Raw genomic sequence first — 20,822 nt, 5'->3', positions numbered from 1 at the left:
TACCCACCCATATACTAAAGAGGTCCGGCCACGTGCTATACACGTACGCCGGACCTCTTTTTTTATACAACGCTATACCTAGGCCATTTTCAGATCCGTTTCGGCCATTTCGTGCAGCCAGCGACGGCTCTCTTCCTTATACAGAAAATGATGGATGATCATAAAGTTATCCCCGTCGATCAGTTCGTCTCCATCTATTTCATTCACAACACTGTTGTAGGCGAACACCGGCATGACGATCGCTACAAATACATTCTTGTTCACGGTGCGCAGCACCTGCGGGAAAACGTACTTGAACACCCACTGCTGATCCTCTTTCTCAATGGCTAATCTGCTTTGTAGATCCATGATCCACTTTTGAGGCTTATAGGTATGCACCATGTTCATGATGTGCGCATATCCCTGCCGCAGCTCGCTTGAACTTACCTCTCCCTCCCACTTAATATAAAGTGTTTCTTCCTCGTGGTTATAGGCCAGTCTAAGCTGCTCCTGCAACACGCTCCTGTGTTGGTCATTTACCGAAAAATGTTTGCCAAAGGCATTGGCACCCATTAAATTATCTGTATACATGATACGTATCAGGTTATGCGGCGAAAGGCCATAAAGTAGAATACATGACTGATTTATTTTGACAAAACTCAGATCGAAAAGGTTATGTCATAAACAAAGATGTAATATTTATATATCATTAACAAAATATAATTAAATATTTTATTGGATTCATATATTATTTGAACCTAACAGGCTTACTTACAAGGTGCTAAGTCGATAAATTATTTTCCTTGCACTCAGGCCAGATTTTGAAACAAAAGCCCTTAAGCAAACAAATTACCCCCGCAGACGTTCTAAACTCATTTAATGCATTCACCAAAATAATATAAACTCGTATGGCAAACACCGAAAATGAGGGCAAAAAATTTCTGGAAAGCGTGCACCAGTTCTTCGACCACGCTGCCAGTTTTTCAAAGCTCGACCCTGGTATTTTAGCACAGATCAAAACCTGCAACAGTGTTTATAAAGTGTCCTTTCCGGTTGAAATTGACGGCCGCGTAGAAGTGTTCGAAGGCATCAGAGTACAGCATAGCCACCATAAACTTCCATCGAAAGGTGGTATTCGATTTAGCATGCAGGTAGACGAGGATGAGGTGAAGGCCCTTGCAACGCTAATGACGTTTAAGTGCGCTGTGGTGGACGTTCCTTTCGGAGGCGCTAAGGGTGGTGTTAAGATCAACCCGCGTACCAGCTCTGTGAAGACACTTGAGAAAGTAACACGCCGGTATGCGGCTGAACTGATCAAGAGAAACCTGATCGGCCCGGGTATGGACGTACCAGCTCCCGACTACGGAACCGGCAGCCGGGAAATGGCTTGGATCGCTGACACTTACCAGGCGCTTAAATATGGCGAAACCAATGCCTTGGGCTGCGTAACGGGTAAGCCTGTAGGCCAGGGAGGTATACGGGGCCGTGCAGAAGCCACTGGTTTGGGAATCTTCTATGGCATACGCGAGGCTTTCAGCGATACTGACCTTATGAAAAAGGCAGGATTAGAAGGCAATACCATGGAGGGCAAGCGCATTATTGTGCAGGGTCTTGGTAATGTAGGCTACAACGCAGCACACTTCTGTCAGCAGAGCGGCGCCGTTATCATAGGTATAGCCGAGCGCGAAGGAGGTATATACAATTCGAACGGCATTGATGTGGCCGAGGCTTTTAAACATCGTAGCGAAACGGGCTCCATTCTGAACTTTGGGCAGTGCAAGAACTTTAACAACTCAGCTGAACTGCTGGAAGAGGAATGTGATGTTCTGCTTCCTGCTGCACTTGAGAATCAGATTCACGCCGATAATGCCGCCCGCATCAAAGCCAAAATAATTGCGGAAGGTGCCAATGGCCCTGTTACCCGTGATGCTGAGAAAATACTGCTTGAAAAAGGCGTTATCATTATACCTGACCTTTACATCAATGCCGGCGGTGTGACTGTTTCTTACTTCGAGTGGCTCAAAAACCTGTCGAATGTGCGGTTTGGGCGTATGGGCAAGCGGGCCGAAGAAGCCAGTCACCGCAGACTCGTAAATGCGATAGAAAGCGCTTCTGGCAAAAGCATGTCCACGCACGAACGCAGTTTGCTTATTCAGGGATCTGATGAGATCAGCCTTGTGCGCTCCGGTTTAGAGGACACCATGATCAATGCATATCATGAGATCAGGGGCGTAATGAACAGAAAAGACATGGAAGACATGCGCACAGCAGCTTTCCTTTCGGCCATCGAAAAGATTGGGGTCAGCTATGAAGCGCTCGGCATTTTCCCTTGATGGGTTAGAACAGCTATAGTAGTTAAGGTCAGGATTTTGCAAAGATGGCAAGGTCCTGACCTTTTTGCATATACAGGAGCCAATCCATGGCCTCTTCTTTTACTGTAAAGTAATTGAAGTGTATGAACTCATGCAGCGGAAGCAGTTGGGATGCGATGTAATTGTTGACCAGTGCTTTAAAATGTCCCTCCGAGAAGATCACAGCTGCATAGATGTCCTCGCCGATGATATCGGACACCTGTGGGTAATACTCGCGACTCAACCAGGCTTCCTGCTCAGCATCCAGGGGGCCAATGCGCGAAATATCCGTACTGTAAAAACGAATGTTAGGACTGTTCTTTACAAATTGCAATACCTGCCAATAGAGATTCCGGAACTGCTCTGTATCTGGTTTCAATTTCCAGCTAATGCACAGCACATTTGCTTCCTTTGAATAGTTAACAAATGCATAGGACGAATCACTAATAACCATAAGGCAAACCGCTTGGTTTCTGGTGTTTATATTCGAAATATATGATGTATTTTATTTTTGTGCAAATACTACTTTCTAAAAGTTACCAAGATCGGTACAATTCACTGGTTACTCGTTGATAGTAAAACAGTGCTATTTCAAATACCCATAACTATATCAACATATTCCTATTATTAAGCCCTGAATCAGCAAACCTTTGTCTCTGTTAATTTTGCTTTAACCATTGCTTGTAAATTTTTTCTTGCACTGCGGATGGCTTTTCTACCCGCACAAACTGATAACGAACACTCTTGTCTGCCACAATTGGAATTTGCAGTTCCACCAGTTTGCCGTCACGTGCAACAGTAACCGGTACCTTATCACCGATCGCACGCCCGCTGATCAAAGGAGAAATATCGCTCTCTACTCTGTATCCGTCAATGGCAATGAGTTCATCATTCACGTTTAGGCCACCCTCCCAGGTGCTGCTGCCACGCGCCACCGTCTTTACAATAGTGCGGCCATTTTCAACAGCTGTACCAGCGCCCCAATTTAGGTTGAGCACGCCTTCGTTCTGGTTGACAAGTCGCAGGCCGGCCGCCTCGAAATACTGATTATAGTCCGGTGTTTTGGTGCCGTGCACATAGTGCTGGAAAAAGTCATCCAGCTTGCGACCGGCGAAGCGTTCCAGTACTTCTTTAAACTCCTGCTCTGTGAAGGCACGGTTGAGCTTGGCGTAGTAGTGGTCGTACATATAGCGCATCACATCGTCCAGGCTCTTGTCGCCCTTCGTGTTTTTCATGATTTCCATGTTGAGCAAGTGCCCAAGCACACCACCTTTGGTATAGTAAGAAACTTCTGCGTTGTTTGAGTTCTCATTGCGTCGGTAGTACTTGATCCAGGCATCGAAGCTGGACTCGGCTACTGTCTGTACCTGATTGCCTGGTGTGTTCTCCACGGAGTTGATGCTACCCGCCACTACATCAAGGTAGCGTTGTGTACTCATTAGTCCGGCGCGTTGCGTGAGCAAATCATCGTAATAACTGGTAATGCCCTCCGACACCCACAGCAAACGGGTATAGTTTTCTTTGTCATAATCGAAAGGACCAAGCGGTGCCGGACGCAGACGCTTTACGTTCCAAAGGTGGAAGTACTCGTGCGCGACTAGCGACATAAAGCCGGTATAGCCCTGTTCTGTGCCGTAGTTCCAGCGGCTCGTTTGCAATGTGGTCGAATTCAGGTGCTCCAGTCCGCCACCGCCGCGGTGCAGGTTGTGCACGATGAACACATAGCGGTCAACGGGCAGTTTTCCCATCAGGCTGATGCACTCTTCTACCACTTTTTTCATGTCGGCCAACAGGCGCTTTGGCTCGTAATTACCCTCGCCGTACATGGCCACTTCATGGGGCACGCCACCCGCTTCGAAACGCAGCACCTGGTGGTTGCCGATCTCCAGTGGTGAGTCTGCCAGCACATCGTAATCAGGGAAGGTATAGGTAAAGTTACCTGTGTTTTTCAGGCCGGTAGACACCGTTTCCCATTCTTTGTAGGGCTGCACTGCCAGCATACCCTGCTGCTTTTGATAGCCCTCCGGATACATGAACATGCTGGTGCCATTCACATAACCATGAGAAGCGTCCAGAAAGCTGGTACGCACGCTCATTTCATAAGCGTATACCTTGTAACGCACCCGCACGGCGTTGGCTTTGTTGCTGTACACACGCCAGGTGTTTTTACTGATCTTCTCGTGCCGCAGCGCCTTGCCCGATTGGTCAGCGGCGCTGAAGCCCTCCACGTTTTTAGCGAACTCACGCACCAGGTATGAGCCCGGCGCCCACACTGGCATTTTATAGTCGATGTAGTTCTGTCGGGCACCGCTCAGCTCTACCTCTACCTCAAAATAATGGGTATGGGGTTCCGGCATCGACAAGGTATAGCGCAGGTCGGCGGCAAGTGCCGGTAGAACTGTCAGGAAAAAGAAAAAGCAGGTTAGAAAAAGGGATATGATAGAATGCCTGGGGTGAAACATGCGGTATAAATGGATTGATGATTAAAAGCTTTCCGGCATTTTACGATAAAAAGCCTGCTTTTCAAAATCCGCATTGTTCAGGTATAGGATGACGCAACTGTTCAGGCGCACTCCGACTGGCGTTGGTCGAGCCATTGGATGGCGTGCTGCAAGTCGCAGAAAGTATTTATAATGATAAAGGAATTGTAGCTTTTAAGCCCCAGCAAGCCCGATTCCTGGATCATATCATTGTAACAACGCTCATCTACCACCAGGGCTACATGATTGCCTGTGCCCAGGTACATCATGATCTGTGGGAAAAGCTGTACCTGCAACCAGGTTTCTTCTTCCTCGCTCAGACGGCCTATACTACGAAGGTCAAATAACCACAACTTAATTTGATGATCCTTGGCAAATTTTAAAGCTATAAGCAGTCCTTTCCTAAAATCTTCCGTCTGCACATTTTGGTCATACCTTAATTCCAGCCTATCAGCCACATAGCACGCTTCACAGGTATCTGACTTATAAAATTTCATCCTAACAAGGTTAAATTCATTGGCCAATTTATGTATTATGTTCAAATATTTAGTATAATTATACCATATATATTTCTTGCGAAAAGGATTTTTATACAAACGGCTAAAAATTACTGATAAACGTCCCCGAAATGCCTGTGAAATCTGCCGCTTCCTGTTGCTTATTATCAGATAATCTGACTTTTATATAGCTCATCCATGGGCGTATTTTGGAACTTTGGCACGATATTTCCATAGGTATTGTTACTTAACCTATACCCTAACGCTATGAAAAAGATATTTGCTTTAATGCTCGCCCCTGTTGTGTTGCTATTGATTATGATGTCAGCGGGCAGTGACGAGGCGGCCACCGCTTCCGATGAGACGACGCCGGTGCAATTTGCCACCCTGAAAACTGATAAATCTGAAACGGTTACTTCATCCGCCACTTCAGAAAAGCGCAGGACAAGTATGGCAGTCAAAACCGATAACGCTAAATCTTCCTGGGAAGACGATGCTGAAGCGCGTTGGATCGATGCCAGTGGCACAACTCCTACGGATTCATTGATTTCGTATGCTTTGACGCTAATGGGAACTCCTTATCTGTATGGGGGCACCAGCAACAGTGGTTTTGACTGCTCTGGCTTTACATCGCATGTATTCCAAAAATTTGGCGTACCGGTAACGCGCTCATCCACTACACAGTCAGAAGACGGCATACCAGTGGACCGTGACGAGGCACGACCGGGTGACTTGGTTATATTTACGGGTACAAACCCCCAGGTACGTGAGCCGGGTCATGTGGGTATCGTTATCTCCGAGCCGGGCGATACCATCAGTTTTGTGCACTCTTCTTCTAACGGCGGTGTTAAAATCAGCCAGGTAGAGGGCACTGGTTACGAGGTTCGTTTTCTGGATGTTAGGCGCGTACTATAAGGTATAAGCTAAACATAAATTCCCGGTAATTACGTAAGATACACTATATAGCCCGACTGGCATTCGCTGGTCGGGCAATTTTCCGCTAAAAGAAAAGAACATGGTGCATCCTTACATAGCTAATTCCATCAACGCCCTGGTTTTGATCCTGGCCGGCCTGGCCGCTTATTTCCTGTCCCCTTCCCGACCGCTTTTGGCCCTGCTGGCTCCCATGTTTGGGATACTGCTTCTTGCTACTACTTACCATCTTAAACGCCACAATCGGTTTGTTTTTCACACTGTTTCAGCCCTTACCTTACTGGCTGGTTTTCTGCTGATCCTGCGCATCGATCCGAACACTTTTGTGTGGGACGGCAAGCATATCCTGATTCTGCTGATGGGTATAAGCTGTTTCCTGGCGGTCTTCTCTTATGTTGCCTCTTTTCTAAACGAGCGCAGGTTGCGCAACAACACGATTTATAAAGACGATTTGTAGGTCTTGGGCTCCTACTGGGCAGTACTAATAATCAGGCAAAAGAAAAAGCGCCTGGTGTAGCCCGTCAAGTTACACCAAGCGCTTTAAGAATCCTTCAAATCTTAACAAGCGGCGCTCTGTTTTGCAGCAGCACCATCACTCAAGACCAAAGGTAATATTTACTGCGTAAGCAGTAGATACTCACTGCTTACTAAGCCTGCACACCATTGAGGTGAACACTATTACCAAGGCTTACTAAGACGACTGATGGATTAGACATAGCACCTCCTTTCTCTTTAGTCCGACATAAACCATGCGTCGCTGCACCAGGCAGTCATACGCAAAGCCGCAGCACTCGCCGCTTTCACTGATTGTATAAAGTTAAAATAACGCCGATAAGTTCACAAGGTTCTGCACTTATTTTATCGGATTTTCTTTTTGAAGAACGCATAGTGGCCTGTTAATTGCATACTGTTATCTTAAGTCGCTCAGAATAAAGCAAGTGCAGAATCTGAAAAGACTCTGATCAGGTACAAGAAAATTTAACTCCAGTTGTCATTCTGATTTACGGAATATGTTTTACTGCGCCTCACTATTGTAAAAATCGACCAGCGGCGTATTTAAGTTGAAAAATGAATTATTTTCCATATATTTCGTTACTAATCTTATCAAACAATAACTAAATCATGAAAAAACACCTGCTAACCCTTGTTGCCCTTATGCTGTTTTCTACTGTAGCGTGGGCCCAGAAACTTTCTCCTGTTGGCATCTGGACCAACGAAGAAGGCAAAGCTCGCTTTGAGATTTACCAGTCAGGCGATAAACTGTATGGTAAGATCGTGCAATTAAAGGAGCCACTCAGAAATGGGAAACCAAAGCTGGATGAAAACAACCCGGACAAGAAATTACGTAACCGTCCGCTGCAGGGCATGGTGTTCATGAAAGACTTTAAGTACGACAGTAGCAATAAGTGGGATGATGGTACCATCTACGATCCGGAGAGCGGCAAAACGTACTCATGCTATATGAAGATGACGGGAAAAGACAAGATGGAAGTAAAGGGCTATATCGGTATTTCCCTCATCGGCAGAACGCAAAACTGGACCCGTGTAGAATAAATGGACTGTCTTAAGACGGAAAGCAAAAAAGGTTGGCCCTAAAGCCAACCTTTTTTGTTTTCAACCCTTTACTGCTTTATTAAACTCATTTTCGAGCAAAAGGTTTACTATACTGGTGGTCAGTATCAAAATACCTGCAGTACTTTATAGGTTTTATCACGAAAAACAAAGCTTTCGCCACTGGTTCTGCCCTCCATCGCCTTATATAGCGGTGACAGACCCGAGATAGCGAAGAAAGACTCCCCGTCGATTTTGATCTCGCCCAGGCTCACGCCTATAAAGTAGTTTTGGAGCTCTGTCATCACCACTGCTCCAAACGATACTTCCTTATTTTCCTTCGTAGAATTCACTCTTTTCAGCACCCCCATGGTGGTGATCAGTTCATCCAGTTGTCGCGCGTACATGTCGCGCTGGATCTGGCAAGCCTCCCGAAAGGATTCAAATTTATCTTCAATGGCGCCATGGTGCTCGTTGGCACTTTCCTGCGCCTCGTCCATGGCCTCTTTTGCTGCCTGAATTTGCATGTTTAACAGCTTGGTTGACTCCTGCAGTAATTTTTTCTTCAGTTCAAGTTCTTGTGTTAGCGTCATCATGGTATATACATTATCCGGTAAACGATCGATTTTGAAGGGCACCAAAAATTTTGTGTCTGCTTATAACTCCAATGGGCGTGGATTGTTTCGGTTACGTATAAACAGTAATATTTTGACTCGCAATTGAAATATTAAGCCGATTCCCAGATGCCATATAACGAAAAACTTACCTGAATGTTGGATGCTATTCGCACAAAGTTCTAGACTATATAGCGAAGTTTCAGGATTTCATGTAACTTATACCCCACTACCAGTGCTGTACTACCGGAATTTGAAGTAAATCCCAAAACTCTGCCCTACATGAAACACGCTTTACTTCTTTTGATGTGCCTCCTGATGGTTAGCCTGCAGGCTATGGCCTCGCATATTGTAGGTGGCGAACTGGAGATAGAGCATCGCTCAGGCTATACCTACCGTATCACCATGAACCTCTACTTCGACGATGTGAACGGCACGCCAGGCGCCCGGGACCCCTTTGCCAACATCCGGATATTTGATAAGCAGACCAATCTTTTCAAGATGGACGTACAGCTGCCGCTGCGCAGCGACACCTTTGTGGACTACACCGATATTGCCTGCACGATTGGGGAGTTACGCACCCGCCGCATTGTGTACTCACAGGATGTTATCCTGTCCCCTAATATGTTTAACAACCAGCAGGGTTACTACATGGCCTGGGAGCGCTGCTGCCGCAACCGCACCATCAACAACATTGTGATGCCGGACGCAGCCGGCCAGGTCTTCTACATGGAGTTTCCGCCTGTCACCAAAAACGGTACACAATTCGTCAACTCTTCCCCCCGACTTTTTCCGCCGCTAAGTGACTATGCCTGCGCCAATGAGCTGTTTTACTACGACTTTAGCGGCACCGATGCCGACGGTGACTCACTGGTGTATGACATGGTGACGCCGCTCAATGGATATGCCACTGCCGACCCAACCAATGCCGCCCCAATTGCCAGACCTGCTCCCTATCCGGAAATCAGGTGGCAACCCGGGTATAACCGCGAGAATCAGATACAGGGCTCACCTCCCATCATCATCGAAAAGCACACAGGCCGCCTGACGGTTCGGCCGGACCGCATTGGCCTCTTCGTATTTGCCGTGCGCGTGCAGGAATACCGCGCCGGTGTGAAGATCGGGGAAGTGCGACGAGACTTTCAGCTGCTTGTTAAGGATTGTCCGCGCAATGAAAGTCCTGTTGTACAGGCGAAGGTAAACGGCCAGACCACGAACTACAAACAAGGCGACGTCATCCGGATCAGCCCGACCGACGCCCGCTGCCTGAATGTAGAGTTTACGGATCCGGACCCTAACTCCAGAATCACGCTCTATGCTCGCCCCGTTAACTTTAGCAGTGATCTCTATACCTTCACAGGCACTACCACCGGCATCGTGAACACGCCTGGTGGGCAGGAATCGCTGCAGGCTAACGTGTGCTTTGATGAATGCTTCGATACAGAGGGACAGGTCTACAAACTTAACCTGATCGTGAAGGACAATGGCTGCAGTCTGCCAAGGCAGGATACGCTGCAGGTAAGCTTCGTCATCGATCCCATTCCGAACGAGCCACCCTCCATTCAGCTCTCGCGGCCTGACAAACTTTACACTGTCATGGAAGGCGATGTGATTGACTTTAACGTGCTGGGCTTTGATGCCGACAACGATGAAGTTACCATTTCGGCCAAAGGATTGAATTTCGATATCAACTCCGTACCGATCACTTTCCAGACCAGCAGCGGTATCGGGCAGGTGCAGTCTCCTTTCAATTGGCAGATAGATTGCGAAACGCTCCGGCAGGATTCCTATCAGATTGAATTCACGGCGACGTCCATGGTATGCGGAAAGGAGTTGACAAAGACGGAAGTTATTGAAGTCAGGACGGACTACCCGAACCAGCCACCGGTGCTTACAACTGACAAACAAGTGCTGGTGTTTGAGTTGGATTTGAACGAACCTTTTGAGGCCAATTTTACGGGCACTGATCTGGACAAACACATGCTCAGCATGCAGGCACTTGGCGAGAACTTTGACCTGGCCAGCTTGGGCATGACCTTTTCGGCTACCGGTGGTCCGGGTACTGCGACAGGCAAGTTTAACTGGACGGCAAACTGCGAAGCCTTTCAACAGGGTGTGCTCCGGGTAGATTTTATGCTTTTGGAAGACGCCTGTGCTCCCTCTCCGATGCAGCTTATCACCATGGAGTTCAAGGTGAAAGTGCCGGACTATAAGGACTTCACGCCTCCCAATATTTTCACGCCCAATGCCGATGGCCTCAACGATTTCTTCGAGATACCAGGTATGCCGGCAGATGCCTGCACCAGCTCCTTCCAGCACATCCGCATCTACAACCGCTGGGGCAAGGAAGTATTCTCAAGCACGGTGCACAACTTTAAGTGGGACGGCAAAGACGTGAATGACGGGATATATTACTACGTGATCGATTATGGTGCAGATAAATTCAAGGGCTCTGTAACGCTGGTACGATAGTGCGCTTAGGCCATGAAGAGAATTACCAGGTATAGCGTGAGCCAGAGTGCTCCCAGGAAATGCCAATAGGTGTTCAGCATGGACAGCTGCAGTCGACGGTATGGGTCTCTGATGAAGATCAGGCTACGCACGCCATCGTTTGCCATATGGGCTGTTTTGATCAGCAGGAAGGCCAGGAAAATCATGCCGCCCAGCAGGTGGAGCAGGTGCAGCGACGTGATCAGGTATAAGTAACTGCCCGAGGCTTTGCCGGTAAAGTAAGCACCCGATAGGGCCAGTTCACGCCAGCCCAAAATCTGCGCCCCGATAAAGGCTACCCCCAGCAGGAATGTGAGAGCCAGGTAGCGGGTCATTTTGCGAAGCTTGTCCTTTTTGTAAATGCGCGGTATTTTGCTGATGGTATAGCTGCTAAAGAGCAGGATAAGCGTGCTGATACTGAAAAACTTTGGGAGTGAGAACTGTTCGCTGCCGAAGCCGCCTGTCCGTACGAATGCCACCACCAGCACAAAGAACAGCACGCCGATACCGATCATGCTCAGGTATAGCAGCATCCGGATCGGGTGCAGATGCTCTATCTTGCCAAACGCGGAGCCCTGGCGTGCGTCTACCTTATTCTTTCTGTCCTGGTTCATGTCGAGTCATCTCCCCGAGCATTCCCGACTTATGGCTGCGGGCCTCCTCTGTTCAATTTGAATTGCGGGTAATTTATCTAATTCTATATACCAAGTAGTGGGGGTTATAGTTTTGAAAATGCCCCATAAAAAATAAGATTTTGCGGTCTAATTTCCACTTTGGACTAGGTTTAGCCAGTGCGTGGCAGTACATAGCTCATTTTGCGAAAATTTCCGGTCATAAAAGCTAAGCCGCTGCTTTACCTTTCACATCTGATTTGCGTTAGCAGGAGTACATGCTACTACGAACCCTACTATGACAAAATCTCTACTGCCTGTGCTTTGCTTTTTCATGATGGTGCTGACAGGGCAGGCGCAGCAACACCGCATACCTTACACGGCTAATAACAGCATGCAGATTAGCCTGGAGGGGGAGCACAGCACCTACGACTTCCAGTCAGCCAAAATGCTGGTGCGCTACGATCAGAACACCCGCAAGCTCGAGTGCCTGCTGCCCATCGAGAACCTGCTGCCAGCCAACGACTCCAGCCCGGTAGCCATGGTGCAGGACATCTTTTTTGCATCTCGCTACCCAGAGCTGTATATTGAGATCGAGGCACCGGTCGAGCAGATCAATGCTGGCAACAGAAACAGGCAAACACTGAACAGCAGGGTCTTCATCAACATACAAGGTATCGTCAAAGAAATGGTTGTGCCGGTCACTTTCACGCCTGATCGTAACACGATCACCTTCAGCACCAGCTTTGAGCTGATGTTGCAGGATCTGCGGCTGCGGGTGCCCGCTCGTTATACCTCCAGGCTGACCGGGCGAATGCTGTTCACGATACACAGTGCACGTTGGTCTGACCTTAGGAACTGATAAAACACAAACTATGCGCCTATTGCAGGCTGCCCGCCATCTTTTACTGATGCAGGTATACAGAAACGCCCTCACCTACCTGTTGCTCTGGGTCCTGTTGCTCAGCGGACCTCAGGCAAGCTATGCCCAAAAAGTGGCCCTCGTGCTCAGTGGGGGCGGCGCCAAGGGCCTGGCACATGTGGGTGTTCTAAAGGCACTGGAGGAAAATAACATCCCCATCGACTATATTGTGGGCACTTCCATGGGTGGCATTGTAGGGGCGCTGTACGCGGCCGGCTACTCCCCTGCCGAGATCGAGTATTTGGTTCACACAGAGGCCTTTCAGGCCTGGGCCACCGGTAAGCCGGAGCAGAACTATACCTACAACTTCGCCTCGCCGGACCCTAACCCTTCCCTGCTGAAGCTGCATGTGGCAGTAGACTCAGCTTTTCAGGCCAAGCTCACTTCTAATCTGGTGAATGATGCCTCGCTCAATTTTGCATTGGCCCAGCTCCTCTCCCAGCCTGCCGCCCGCGCCGGCTACGACTTCGACAAACTGATGGTACCCTACCGCTGCGTGGCCGCCGATATTTTTACACAGCAGCAGGTGATCCTGCGCAAAGGGCAACTGGCCGATGCCGTTCGGGCTACGCTCACGGTGCCGCTTTTCTACAAGCCGATCCGGATAGACAAGCGCCTGCTGTTTGACGGTGGGCTCTACAACAACTTTCCTGTGGATGTGGCCCGCAAAGATTTCGACCCGGACATCATTATAGGCGTGAATGTGTCCTCTAAAACGTACAGCGAGTACCCCTACGACAAGGATGACTTTGACCTGGCCTATACCTTGCTCTACGCCATGATGTCGAACTCAGACTCTACAGCGCTCACAGAGAAGGACGTATACCTGCAGCCTGAGCTGGGTAACCTCAACTCGCTTGATTTCAAAAATGTAGAGGACTTTTTCGTGGCTGGTTACAAAGAGACAAATAATAACATGGACCAGATCCTGCAGAAAATAAAACGCAGAGTGAGCGCAGAGGATCTTGTTGCAAAGCGCGAGCAATTCAGAAGCGGCTTTCAGCCCCATACATTCCGCAATGTGGAGATACAGGGTCTGAAAAAAAATCAGCAGGAATTCGTCGGACGCTTTTTCCGAAATTCGCGGGAGGAAGGCTATACCATGCAGGACATCAAGACAGGTTATTACCGCCTGGCCGCCATCGACAACTTCCGCAACCTGTACCCCACCATGCGCTACGATGCCAAAGCGAAGGCCTACGATCTGCTCTTAAATGTGAAGAAGGAAGACGGTCTGAAAATAGCCTTGGGGGGCGTGATCGCCTCGCGCCCGATCGACAACATCTATGCCGGTCTGGAGTACAGTGTGCTCGGGCGGCAGCTTTATACCTTTGCAGGTAGCTTCCAGACAGGTCGTTTTTACCAGGGTGCCCAACTGCGTACGCGCATCGACGTACCCGCCAGTCTGCCTTATTACATCGAACCCGCCTTTACTTACAACCACTGGAATTTTCTTTCCACCACCGGCTTGCTGCTGGAGCGTAACAACCTGCCGCTACTCGAGCAGACTGACCGGAATTTTGCCCTTAACCTGGGCTTTACCAACACTTACAAAGGCAGGTTGGTACTCAGCACGGCCTATGTGCAGCATATCGACAGGTATAGCAACCGCCTGGAGATACAGCGTTCCGACACCCTCGACCGAACAGCAACAAGTGGGATGACAGTGGGTGCCGTTTTCAGAAGAGGTGGGCTCAACCGAAAACAGTATCCTTCCGGTGGACGCTCGTTTACAGCCACAGGGCGTATGGTAAATGCATCGGAAAGGTATAGGCCCGGTTCAACTGCCAACCAATCACGCAGCCTGTCTGAAGATCACAGTTGGTTTTATGGCCGGCTTCTTTTTGAGGACTTCAGGGGATTCGGAAACCACCGCATCGGCTATAGACTGGAGGGTGCGATCTCGACGCAGCCTTTTTTCAACAACTACCGCTCAACACTAACCATGGCCCCCGCCTTTCACCCGCTGGCGGACAGCCGTACCTTATTTCTGGACCGCTTTCGCGCACATGAATTCGTGGCGGGAGGGCTGCAATATGTATACCTGCTCACTCCCCGGCTGGAGGCACGTACAGAAGGCTACCTGTTCCAGCCTTATCGGCCAATTCTCCAAGACGAAAACCAGCAGGCTTATTACGGCAAACGATTGACGGGTACGGGCGTAGCCGCCACGGCTGCTGTTGTCTACCACGGTATTCTCGGCCCGGCCGCCCTCAGTCTCAATTACTACAACGACAAGTCCAAGGAGTGGGGGGTCTTGTTTCACTTAGGCTTCTTGCTGTATCAGAACAGGGCGTTGGAATAAAAGGCCATCCTTGCATACCGTTTCTGCTGTGCATACATCCTTTTTGGTATGAACAGAATGGCAGGCTTTTGCCCTTGGTGTTTAATCTCTATATTTGGGAAACACGAAAAGTCATACCTCCATGAAAAAACTATTTGTATTACTGCTGACCGCTGCTGTGCTGCAGGCCTGCTCACAGAGCAACACCACAGCTGAAGGTCAGGAAACCGCTGAGGCTGCTACTGATGCGAATGTGTACGGCGTTTCCTTCGAAGAACAAAACGTGCTCTCAGCTGGTCAGTTACAGGAAGCTGTCAGCGGAAACGACTCTATTCAGGCCACCGTTGCCGCTGAGATTGTAGAAAGCTGCCAGTCAAAAGGGTGCTGGATGGATGTGAAACTGGAGGACGGTAGCACCATGAAGGTGACTTTCCGCGACTATGGTTTTTTCCTGCCTGTACAAGATTTATCAGGCAAGACGGCGGTATTTACAGGTATGGCCAGGCATGAGGTGATATCGGTGGAGGACCAGCGCCACTTTGCCGAGGATGCCGGCAAGTCAGCGGAGGAGATCGCCGCCATTACCCAGCCAAGAGAAGAGCTGCGCTTTGTAGCCGACGGCGTAAAACTGAAATAGGCGGTTCCGCTATACCTATACCTAAGCGGCTGTTCTTTCGGAGCAGCCGCTTTTTTTATACCTAACTGTGTCCCTTATACCTTGGCGATTGGGATCACGCAAAGATAGATTTTAAAGCGGATCGTACTTGGCAGCCTGCCCTCGGTTCTCTATTTTTACACACCAAACAGAAATACCCTATGGCCATAGCACAAGATCCGGCTACTGAGATTCAGGAGCTCACCCAACGCATAAACTACCTCAATTACCAATACTACCAGAACAGCATTTCGGAAGTCAGTGACTACGAGTTTGACATGATGCTCGAGCGACTGCAGCAACTGGAGCAACAGCACCCGGAACTACGCCAGCCCAACTCCCCTACCCAGCGGGTGGGCGGCACGATCACCAAGAGTTTCAAAACGGTATACCACAGGTACCCGATGCTTTCGCTCAGCAACACTTATTCAGAAGAAGACCTGCGGGAATTTGATAAGCGTGTGCGCAAGATCGTAGGTGACGAAGTAGAGTATGTGTGCGAGCAGAAGTTCGACGGCGTGGCCATCAGCCTGACCTACGAGAACGGTGAATTTGTGCAGGGCGCTACCCGCGGCGACGGCACCCGGGGCGATGATATCACGTCCAACGTACGCACGATCCGCGACATTCCACTGCAGGTACATGGGAAAGAGTATCCGGAAAGCTTTGAGGTTCGTGGCGAGGTCTTTTTGCCCCTACAGGTATTTGAGCAGCTCAACGCCGACCGCGAAGAGGCGGGCGAACAACTCTTAGCCAACCCACGCAACGCTGCATCCGGCACGCTTAAGCAGCAGGACTCAGCCATTGTGGCCAGCCGCAAACTGGGTTGTTTCTCCTACGGCTTCATGAGCTCGTCAAGTCCTTTTGACACGCATTCCGAGAGTCTGCAAGCCATCCAGAAATGGGGCTTCAAGGTATCAGATACCTGGCGTAAGTGCAGCTCCATCGATACCGTGCTGGACTACATCAACGAGTGGGAACAGAAACGCCATGAACTACCAATTGCGACAGACGGCGTGGTGGTGAAAGTGAACAGCTATGCCCTACAGGAAGAGCTGGGCTATACTGCCAAGAGTCCGCGCTGGGCGATCGCCTACAAGTACCCGGCCATGAGCGCTGTGAGCCGTTTGCTCGACATACAATATCAGATTGGCCGTACAGGCGCCGTTACGCCGGTGGCCATTATGGAGCCAGTGCTGTTGGCCGGCACGGTTGTGAAGCGTGCCTCTGTGCACAATGCCAACGAAATCCAACGCCTTGACCTGCGTCTGGGCGACATCGTGCACGTAGAAAAGGGCGGCGAGATTATACCGAAGATCACGGGCGTGGATTTCAGCAAGCGCCCTGCTGACTCCTTGCCAATCATTTACCCGACGCACTGCCCGGCTTGCGGCTCCCAACTGGTGCGAACCGAAGGCGAGGCGAACTTCTACTGCCCGAACGAAGAAGGCTGCGCACCGCAGATCATGTCCAAGCTGGAACACTTTATTTCCCGCAAGGCTATGAACATCGACGAGCTCGGCCCAAAAACCATCGAGCAGCTTTACAAGGCCGGGTTTGTGCACAATGTGGCCGATCTCTATGACATCACCTTCGACCAGCTGGTGAACCTGGAGCGCATGGGCGAGAAATCGGCCAATAACATCCTCAACAGTTTAGAGAAGTCGAAGCAGACGCCATACGACCGTGTGCTGTTTGCGCTGGGCATACGCTATGTGGGTAGCACCGTGGCTAAAAAACTGGCTGAGCAGTTCCCGGATATCGAAGCGTTACGCGGTGCGATGTATGAAGAGCTGATAGCGGTGAACGAGATTGGTGATCGCATTGCCCAGTCGCTGTTGCAGTATTTCAGCATGCCAAAGCACCAGGAACTGATCGCGCGCCTGAAGGCTGCTGGCCTGCAGTTCAAGGGTGAGAACACCGCTCCTGAAATGGAAAGCAACAAGCTGGAGGGTAAGACCTTTGTGATCTCAGGCGTGTTCGAGAGCATGAGCCGCGACGAATTGCAGCGCATTATTGTGAGTCATGGCGGCAAGGTGGTTAGCTCTATCTCCGCCAAACTCTCCTACCTGGTGGCCGGCGATAAGATGGGACCTTCCAAACTGGAGAAAGCCAACAAACTCGGCATTACCATTCTCTCCGAAGACGAGTTTTTGGGCATGGTAAGTCACTAGTTTTAATCTGCTTACAAAAAATAAGCGTCGGTCTACAAGAGGCCGACGCTTATTCATTTACAAACAAACAATAAAACAATTAAACTCTGATTCAGGCTATAAGGCCCGTCTTCCCGACACTGCATGGAGCCGGAAAGCATGCTACAAATGGAGCCATTTAAGCCGACAAATAAAAATGAAATAGACGAACAGCCGAAAATGTTATACAAACAACCGTTTCACTCCCTTTCAGGTTTTAATCTTATAAAAAGTAGAATTGATAGGGCAGGCTTGCCCATCCGTATAGTATAGGGTCGTGGTTATATGGAAGCGTGGAAATATTGCTTAACTTCAGCAAAAGACTGATATTACTAAAGCATTCATTAGCCATTCACGACGCAGCCTTGAACTTGATAGCCCTACCACCATTTACCATGAAGAAGCGGTACAAATTAGCCATCCATGTGGCAGCCTGGGCATTTTTTGGAGCCTGGATCTTCTATATCCAGTTTCAGCGCGGTCTTACCTTTAATAAGGCGGTCGACTCGCTGATAGGCCTAAGTTTCGCCATGATGATCTTCTACCTCAACTGGTATGTGCTTATTCCTCGCTTCCTTGCCAGAAACCAGATTTTCGCCTACCTAGGAGTCGTGTTGCTCACGCTGACCGCTGTAGCCTTGGTGCGATCCCCGCTTGACTTCTATGTCTTCCGGGAGTTCAACCCGGGTATGACGGTTCTCTACTCTTTCGACCGCATTCTCAACTATGTGCTGGCCGGTTTGATCGTTGTCTTCATTAGTTCGGCCCTGAAGGTAACGGGTAACTACATACGCAACGAACGGCGCAACAAGGAGCTTGAGAACCAGAAACTGGCTGCCGAACTGAACTTCCTGAAGTCGCAGGTGAATCCGCACTTTCTCTTCAACACGCTCAACAACATCTACTCACTGGCCTATAAGCAGTCCCCCGAGACACCCGACGCTATCATGAAGCTCTCGCTCCTGATGCGCTACATGCTGTATGAAAGCAACGACACGCTGGTGAGTCTGGAGAAGGAGGTAGAGCATATCCAAAACTTTATTGACCTGCAGAAGCTGCGCCTGCGCGAGCAGACCAGCATCCGCCTGAACGTGGACGGCGACCTGGCAGGCAAACAGATTGCCCCGATGCTTTTGATGACGCTGGTGGAGAACGCTTTTAAACACGGGCTGGTAAGCCGCAACGAGGTGGGCATCACGCTAAATCTGGTAGTGACGGAAGACTGGCTGCACTTTTCGACTGTCAACAATAGCAGCACCCACAAAAAAAGGGACTTTGGCGGCATTGGTTTGCAAAATCTAAAGCAACGCCTTAACTTGCTCTACCCACAACGACACGAACTGTATCTAGAAGATAAAGACGACACATTTTTCGCTTCCCTGAAACTGTACTTCCAACCAATAAAATAAAGCTATGACCATTCGCTGCCTTGCCGTTGACGATGAGCCCCTTGCCCTCGATATCATTGAGAGCTATGTGAGCAAACTGCCTTTCCTTAAACTTGTGAAAACGTGCTCCAGCGCCACAGAGGCCATGCAGGTGTTGCAGGAAGAGCAGATCGACCTCATGTTTCTGGACATCGAGATGCCCGAGCTCACCGGTATACAGTTTCTGAACATTCTCAAAAACCAGCCGCTGATCATTTTTACGACGGCCTACCCCAATTATGCACTTGAGGGCTTTAACCACGACGCAGTGGACTACCTCCTCAAGCCCATTCCCTACGACCGCTTCCTGAAGGCCGTCACCAAAGCGCAGGAACGTCTGCAGCGCAGCCAGAAAGCCCCAGAGGTCCCGGTTGCCGCTCCTGCTCCAGCTGTGCCTGAGCAGGAGTTTATGTTCGTGAAAGCCGACTACAAGACCGTTCGCGTCGAATTTTCTGACATCCTCTGGATCGAGGGTTTGAAGGACTACATCATCATACAGACCAAAAATCAGAAGATTATCACGCTCCTGAGCATGAACAAAGCCATGGAGAAGCTACCCGAGTCAAAGTTCATCCGCGTGCACCGCTCCTTCATCGTAGCCCTGCACAAAATTGACAGCATCGAGAAAAGCCGCATCCGCATCGGCAACAAGGAAATCCCGATCGGCGAGGTATACAAAGACCACTTTATGCATTGGGTGGAGGAGAATAATATACAGTAGGTAGTGGAAATTTTACGGAGAAGCGTATTAGATATTTTTGTGTGATCTTCTATTTATTGACAATTGTTTGCTGATTACGGATTCCTGTTTTCCTGTTTGCAGATTCCGTCGGATAATTCGAACTTCGCGCATTAGAAAAACAGCGCATGATACAAGATAAATTAAAAGGAACGGGTGTTGCTTTGGTAACCCCATTTGCCAGCAACCTGGACGTAGACTACGACGGGCTGCGCCAGTTGCTTGATTTCACCATAGAAGGTGGCGTGGAGTACCTGGTGGTGAACGGAACCACGGGGGAGTCAGTAACGACAACAGCTGAAGAGAAAGCCGAGATTCTGGCTTTTGTGAAGAAGCACGTGAACGGCCGTGTGCCACTGGTATACGGTTTGGGCGGCAACAACACACAGCATGTTCTCGACACAATCCAGAAAACGGATCTGGACGGTATAACCGCCGTGCTATCGGTGAGCCCTTACTACAACAAGCCTTCTCAGCAAGGTATATACCAGCACTATACCCAGATAGCCGATGCCTGCCCGATACCAGTGATTTTGTACAACGTGCCGGGTCGTACAGGCAGCAACATAGCCCCTGACACCACCGTGCGTCTGGCGGCTCACCAAAACATCATCGGCATCAAAGAAGCATCTGGTAACCTGGAGCAATGCATGCACATTGCCAAGCACAAGCCGGCTGATTTTATGCTGATCAGCGGCGACGACATGCTTACCCTACCAATGATTGCCTTCGGTGCTGTGGGTGTGATCTCCGTACTGGCCAATGCCTTCCCGGAGAAGTTTAGCAAGATGGTACGTCTCGGTTTGTCTAACCAGTTTAAAGAGTCTTCTGACCTGCTTTTCGACTTCGTCGACATCAACCCGATGATGTATGAAGAAGGCAATCCGGTGGGTGTGAAGGCACTGTTGGAGCGCTTCGGCGTATGCGGTGGTGCGGTGCGCCTTCCGCTGGTGGAGGCCACTGCCGGTCTCAGAGACAGACTTTACAAGCAGCTGTAGCCAGCTGCGCAAGGTATAGCTAACAAAGCAGGAAGGTCGGCGCTGGTCAGCCTTCCTGTTTTTTGTATGTACCAAAGATATTTTCGCTATATTCGTTTT

18 protein-coding genes are annotated in these 20,822 nt (G+C 49.5%); 12 read left to right on the top strand and 6 right to left on the bottom strand.

What is annotated here, in order from left to right; genetic code table 11:
* Nucleotides 1-78: 78 nt before the first annotated feature.
* The gene (locus tag C8E01_RS13330) at nt 79-570 is read right to left on the bottom strand and encodes a hypothetical protein (RefSeq protein WP_116543941.1); all 492 of its coding nucleotides are present in this window, start codon (nt 568-570) and stop codon (nt 79-81) included.
* Nucleotides 571-887: 317 nt separating this feature from the next.
* Here C8E01_RS13330 and C8E01_RS13325 point away from each other — a divergent pair, with 317 nt between their 5' ends.
* Nucleotides 888-2,312: a Glu/Leu/Phe/Val family dehydrogenase gene (locus tag C8E01_RS13325; RefSeq protein WP_116543940.1), complete on the top strand. Its 1,425-nt coding sequence runs from the start codon at nt 888-890 to the stop codon at nt 2,310-2,312.
* Nucleotides 2,313-2,340: 28 nt separating this feature from the next.
* Here C8E01_RS13325 and C8E01_RS13320 read toward each other — a convergent pair whose 3' ends face one another.
* From C8E01_RS13320 to C8E01_RS13310, 3 genes are all read right to left on the bottom strand, one after another.
* Nucleotides 2,341-2,709, bottom strand: a complete 369-nt coding sequence (locus C8E01_RS13320; protein ID WP_133242766.1) for a hypothetical protein — start codon at nt 2,707-2,709, stop codon at nt 2,341-2,343.
* A gap of 280 nt (nt 2,710-2,989) precedes the next feature.
* On the bottom strand, nt 2,990-4,792 hold the full coding sequence (locus C8E01_RS13315; protein ID WP_116543938.1) for a M61 family metallopeptidase: 1,803 nt from the start codon (nt 4,790-4,792) through the stop codon (nt 2,990-2,992).
* Nucleotides 4,793-4,893: 101 nt separating this feature from the next.
* Complete coding sequence (locus C8E01_RS13310; RefSeq protein WP_116544002.1) at nt 4,894-5,307, bottom strand: hypothetical protein; 414 nt, start codon at nt 5,305-5,307, stop codon at nt 4,894-4,896.
* A 267-nt stretch (nt 5,308-5,574) separates the two neighbouring features.
* Here C8E01_RS13310 and C8E01_RS13305 point away from each other — a divergent pair, with 267 nt between their 5' ends.
* From C8E01_RS13305 to C8E01_RS13295, 3 genes are all read left to right on the top strand, one after another.
* Entirely contained in the window at nt 5,575-6,222 is a 648-nt protein-coding gene (locus tag C8E01_RS13305; protein ID WP_116543937.1) for a C40 family peptidase, read from the top strand.
* A 100-nt stretch (nt 6,223-6,322) separates the two neighbouring features.
* Nucleotides 6,323-6,697, top strand: a complete 375-nt coding sequence (locus C8E01_RS13300) for a hypothetical protein (protein WP_116543936.1) — start codon at nt 6,323-6,325, stop codon at nt 6,695-6,697.
* Between the two features lie 665 nt (nt 6,698-7,362).
* Entirely contained in the window at nt 7,363-7,794 is a 432-nt protein-coding gene (locus C8E01_RS13295) for a DUF2147 domain-containing protein (RefSeq protein WP_165820636.1), read from the top strand.
* Between the two features lie 125 nt (nt 7,795-7,919).
* Here the strand turns inward: C8E01_RS13295 and C8E01_RS13290 are convergent, their stop codons facing one another.
* Nucleotides 7,920-8,387, bottom strand: a complete 468-nt coding sequence (locus C8E01_RS13290; protein WP_116543935.1) for a hypothetical protein — start codon at nt 8,385-8,387, stop codon at nt 7,920-7,922.
* A 300-nt stretch (nt 8,388-8,687) separates the two neighbouring features.
* Between C8E01_RS13290 and C8E01_RS13285 the strand changes: the two genes are divergently transcribed.
* Entirely contained in the window at nt 8,688-10,877 is a 2,190-nt protein-coding gene (locus C8E01_RS13285; protein WP_116543934.1) for a gliding motility-associated C-terminal domain-containing protein, read from the top strand.
* Between the two features lie 5 nt (nt 10,878-10,882).
* Here C8E01_RS13285 and C8E01_RS13280 read toward each other — a convergent pair whose 3' ends face one another.
* Nucleotides 10,883-11,509 carry a cytochrome c oxidase subunit 3 gene (locus C8E01_RS13280; RefSeq protein WP_116543933.1) on the bottom strand — a complete coding sequence of 209 codons (627 nt, stop codon included), beginning with the start codon at nt 11,507-11,509 and terminating at the stop codon, nt 10,883-10,885.
* 295 nt (nt 11,510-11,804) lie between these two features.
* Between C8E01_RS13280 and C8E01_RS13275 the strand changes: the two genes are divergently transcribed.
* From C8E01_RS13275 to dapA, 7 genes are all read left to right on the top strand, one after another.
* A complete protein-coding gene (locus tag C8E01_RS13275) occupies nt 11,805-12,368 on the top strand; it encodes a hypothetical protein (protein ID WP_116543932.1) in 564 nt (187 codons plus the stop codon).
* A 13-nt stretch (nt 12,369-12,381) separates the two neighbouring features.
* Nucleotides 12,382-14,733, top strand: coding sequence for a patatin-like phospholipase family protein (locus tag C8E01_RS13270; protein WP_116543931.1), 2,352 nt, complete (start codon nt 12,382-12,384; stop codon nt 14,731-14,733).
* A 121-nt stretch (nt 14,734-14,854) separates the two neighbouring features.
* Nucleotides 14,855-15,349 (top strand): DUF4920 domain-containing protein, encoded by a 495-nt coding sequence (locus tag C8E01_RS13265; RefSeq protein ID WP_116543930.1) that lies wholly within the window; start codon nt 14,855-14,857, stop codon nt 15,347-15,349.
* Nucleotides 15,350-15,528: 179 nt separating this feature from the next.
* Nucleotides 15,529-17,541, top strand: a complete 2,013-nt coding sequence (ligA, locus tag C8E01_RS13260; protein WP_116543929.1) for an NAD-dependent DNA ligase LigA — start codon at nt 15,529-15,531, stop codon at nt 17,539-17,541.
* 413 nt (nt 17,542-17,954) lie between these two features.
* Nucleotides 17,955-18,968, top strand: a complete 1,014-nt coding sequence (locus C8E01_RS13255) for a sensor histidine kinase (RefSeq protein ID WP_243409564.1) — start codon at nt 17,955-17,957, stop codon at nt 18,966-18,968.
* Between the two features lie 4 nt (nt 18,969-18,972).
* Nucleotides 18,973-19,707: a LytR/AlgR family response regulator transcription factor gene (locus tag C8E01_RS13250; RefSeq protein ID WP_116543928.1), complete on the top strand. Its 735-nt coding sequence runs from the start codon at nt 18,973-18,975 to the stop codon at nt 19,705-19,707.
* Between the two features lie 146 nt (nt 19,708-19,853).
* On the top strand, nt 19,854-20,723 hold the full coding sequence (gene dapA / locus C8E01_RS13245) for a 4-hydroxy-tetrahydrodipicolinate synthase (RefSeq protein WP_116543927.1): 870 nt from the start codon (nt 19,854-19,856) through the stop codon (nt 20,721-20,723).
* The last annotated feature ends 99 nt before the right edge of the window (nt 20,724-20,822 follow it).

The organism is Pontibacter virosus (assembly GCF_003096355.1).
Classification (GTDB): Bacteria; Bacteroidota; Bacteroidia; order Cytophagales; family Hymenobacteraceae; genus Pontibacter; species Pontibacter virosus.
This window is presented reverse-complemented; position numbering and strand designations above follow the sequence as displayed.

Excerpts from the sequence above, each read along its gene's own strand:
- C8E01_RS13285 (WP_116543934.1), top strand. The coding sequence starts at position 8,688 with ATGAAACACGCTTTACTTCTTTTGATGTGCCTCCTGATGGTTAGCCTG.
- C8E01_RS13295 (WP_165820636.1), top strand. The coding sequence starts at position 7,363 with ATGAAAAAACACCTGCTAACCCTTGTTGCCCTTATGCTGTTTTCTACT.
- C8E01_RS13280 (WP_116543933.1), bottom strand. The coding sequence starts at position 11,509 with ATGAACCAGGACAGAAAGAATAAGGTAGACGCACGCCAGGGCTCCGCG.
- C8E01_RS13255 (WP_243409564.1), top strand. The coding sequence starts at position 17,955 with ATGAAGAAGCGGTACAAATTAGCCATCCATGTGGCAGCCTGGGCATTT.
- C8E01_RS13250 (WP_116543928.1), top strand. The coding sequence starts at position 18,973 with ATGACCATTCGCTGCCTTGCCGTTGACGATGAGCCCCTTGCCCTCGAT.
- C8E01_RS13315 (WP_116543938.1), bottom strand. The coding sequence starts at position 4,792 with ATGTTTCACCCCAGGCATTCTATCATATCCCTTTTTCTAACCTGCTTT.
- C8E01_RS13270 (WP_116543931.1), top strand. The coding sequence starts at position 12,382 with ATGCGCCTATTGCAGGCTGCCCGCCATCTTTTACTGATGCAGGTATAC.
- C8E01_RS13300 (WP_116543936.1), top strand. The coding sequence starts at position 6,323 with ATGGTGCATCCTTACATAGCTAATTCCATCAACGCCCTGGTTTTGATC.
- C8E01_RS13325 (WP_116543940.1), top strand. The coding sequence starts at position 888 with ATGGCAAACACCGAAAATGAGGGCAAAAAATTTCTGGAAAGCGTGCAC.
- ligA (WP_116543929.1), top strand. The coding sequence starts at position 15,529 with ATGGCCATAGCACAAGATCCGGCTACTGAGATTCAGGAGCTCACCCAA.
- C8E01_RS13310 (WP_116544002.1), bottom strand. The coding sequence starts at position 5,307 with ATGAAATTTTATAAGTCAGATACCTGTGAAGCGTGCTATGTGGCTGAT.
- C8E01_RS13305 (WP_116543937.1), top strand. The coding sequence starts at position 5,575 with ATGAAAAAGATATTTGCTTTAATGCTCGCCCCTGTTGTGTTGCTATTG.
- C8E01_RS13265 (WP_116543930.1), top strand. The coding sequence starts at position 14,855 with ATGAAAAAACTATTTGTATTACTGCTGACCGCTGCTGTGCTGCAGGCC.
- C8E01_RS13330 (WP_116543941.1), bottom strand. The coding sequence starts at position 570 with ATGTATACAGATAATTTAATGGGTGCCAATGCCTTTGGCAAACATTTT.
- dapA (WP_116543927.1), top strand. The coding sequence starts at position 19,854 with ATGATACAAGATAAATTAAAAGGAACGGGTGTTGCTTTGGTAACCCCA.
- C8E01_RS13290 (WP_116543935.1), bottom strand. The coding sequence starts at position 8,387 with ATGATGACGCTAACACAAGAACTTGAACTGAAGAAAAAATTACTGCAG.
- C8E01_RS13275 (WP_116543932.1), top strand. The coding sequence starts at position 11,805 with ATGACAAAATCTCTACTGCCTGTGCTTTGCTTTTTCATGATGGTGCTG.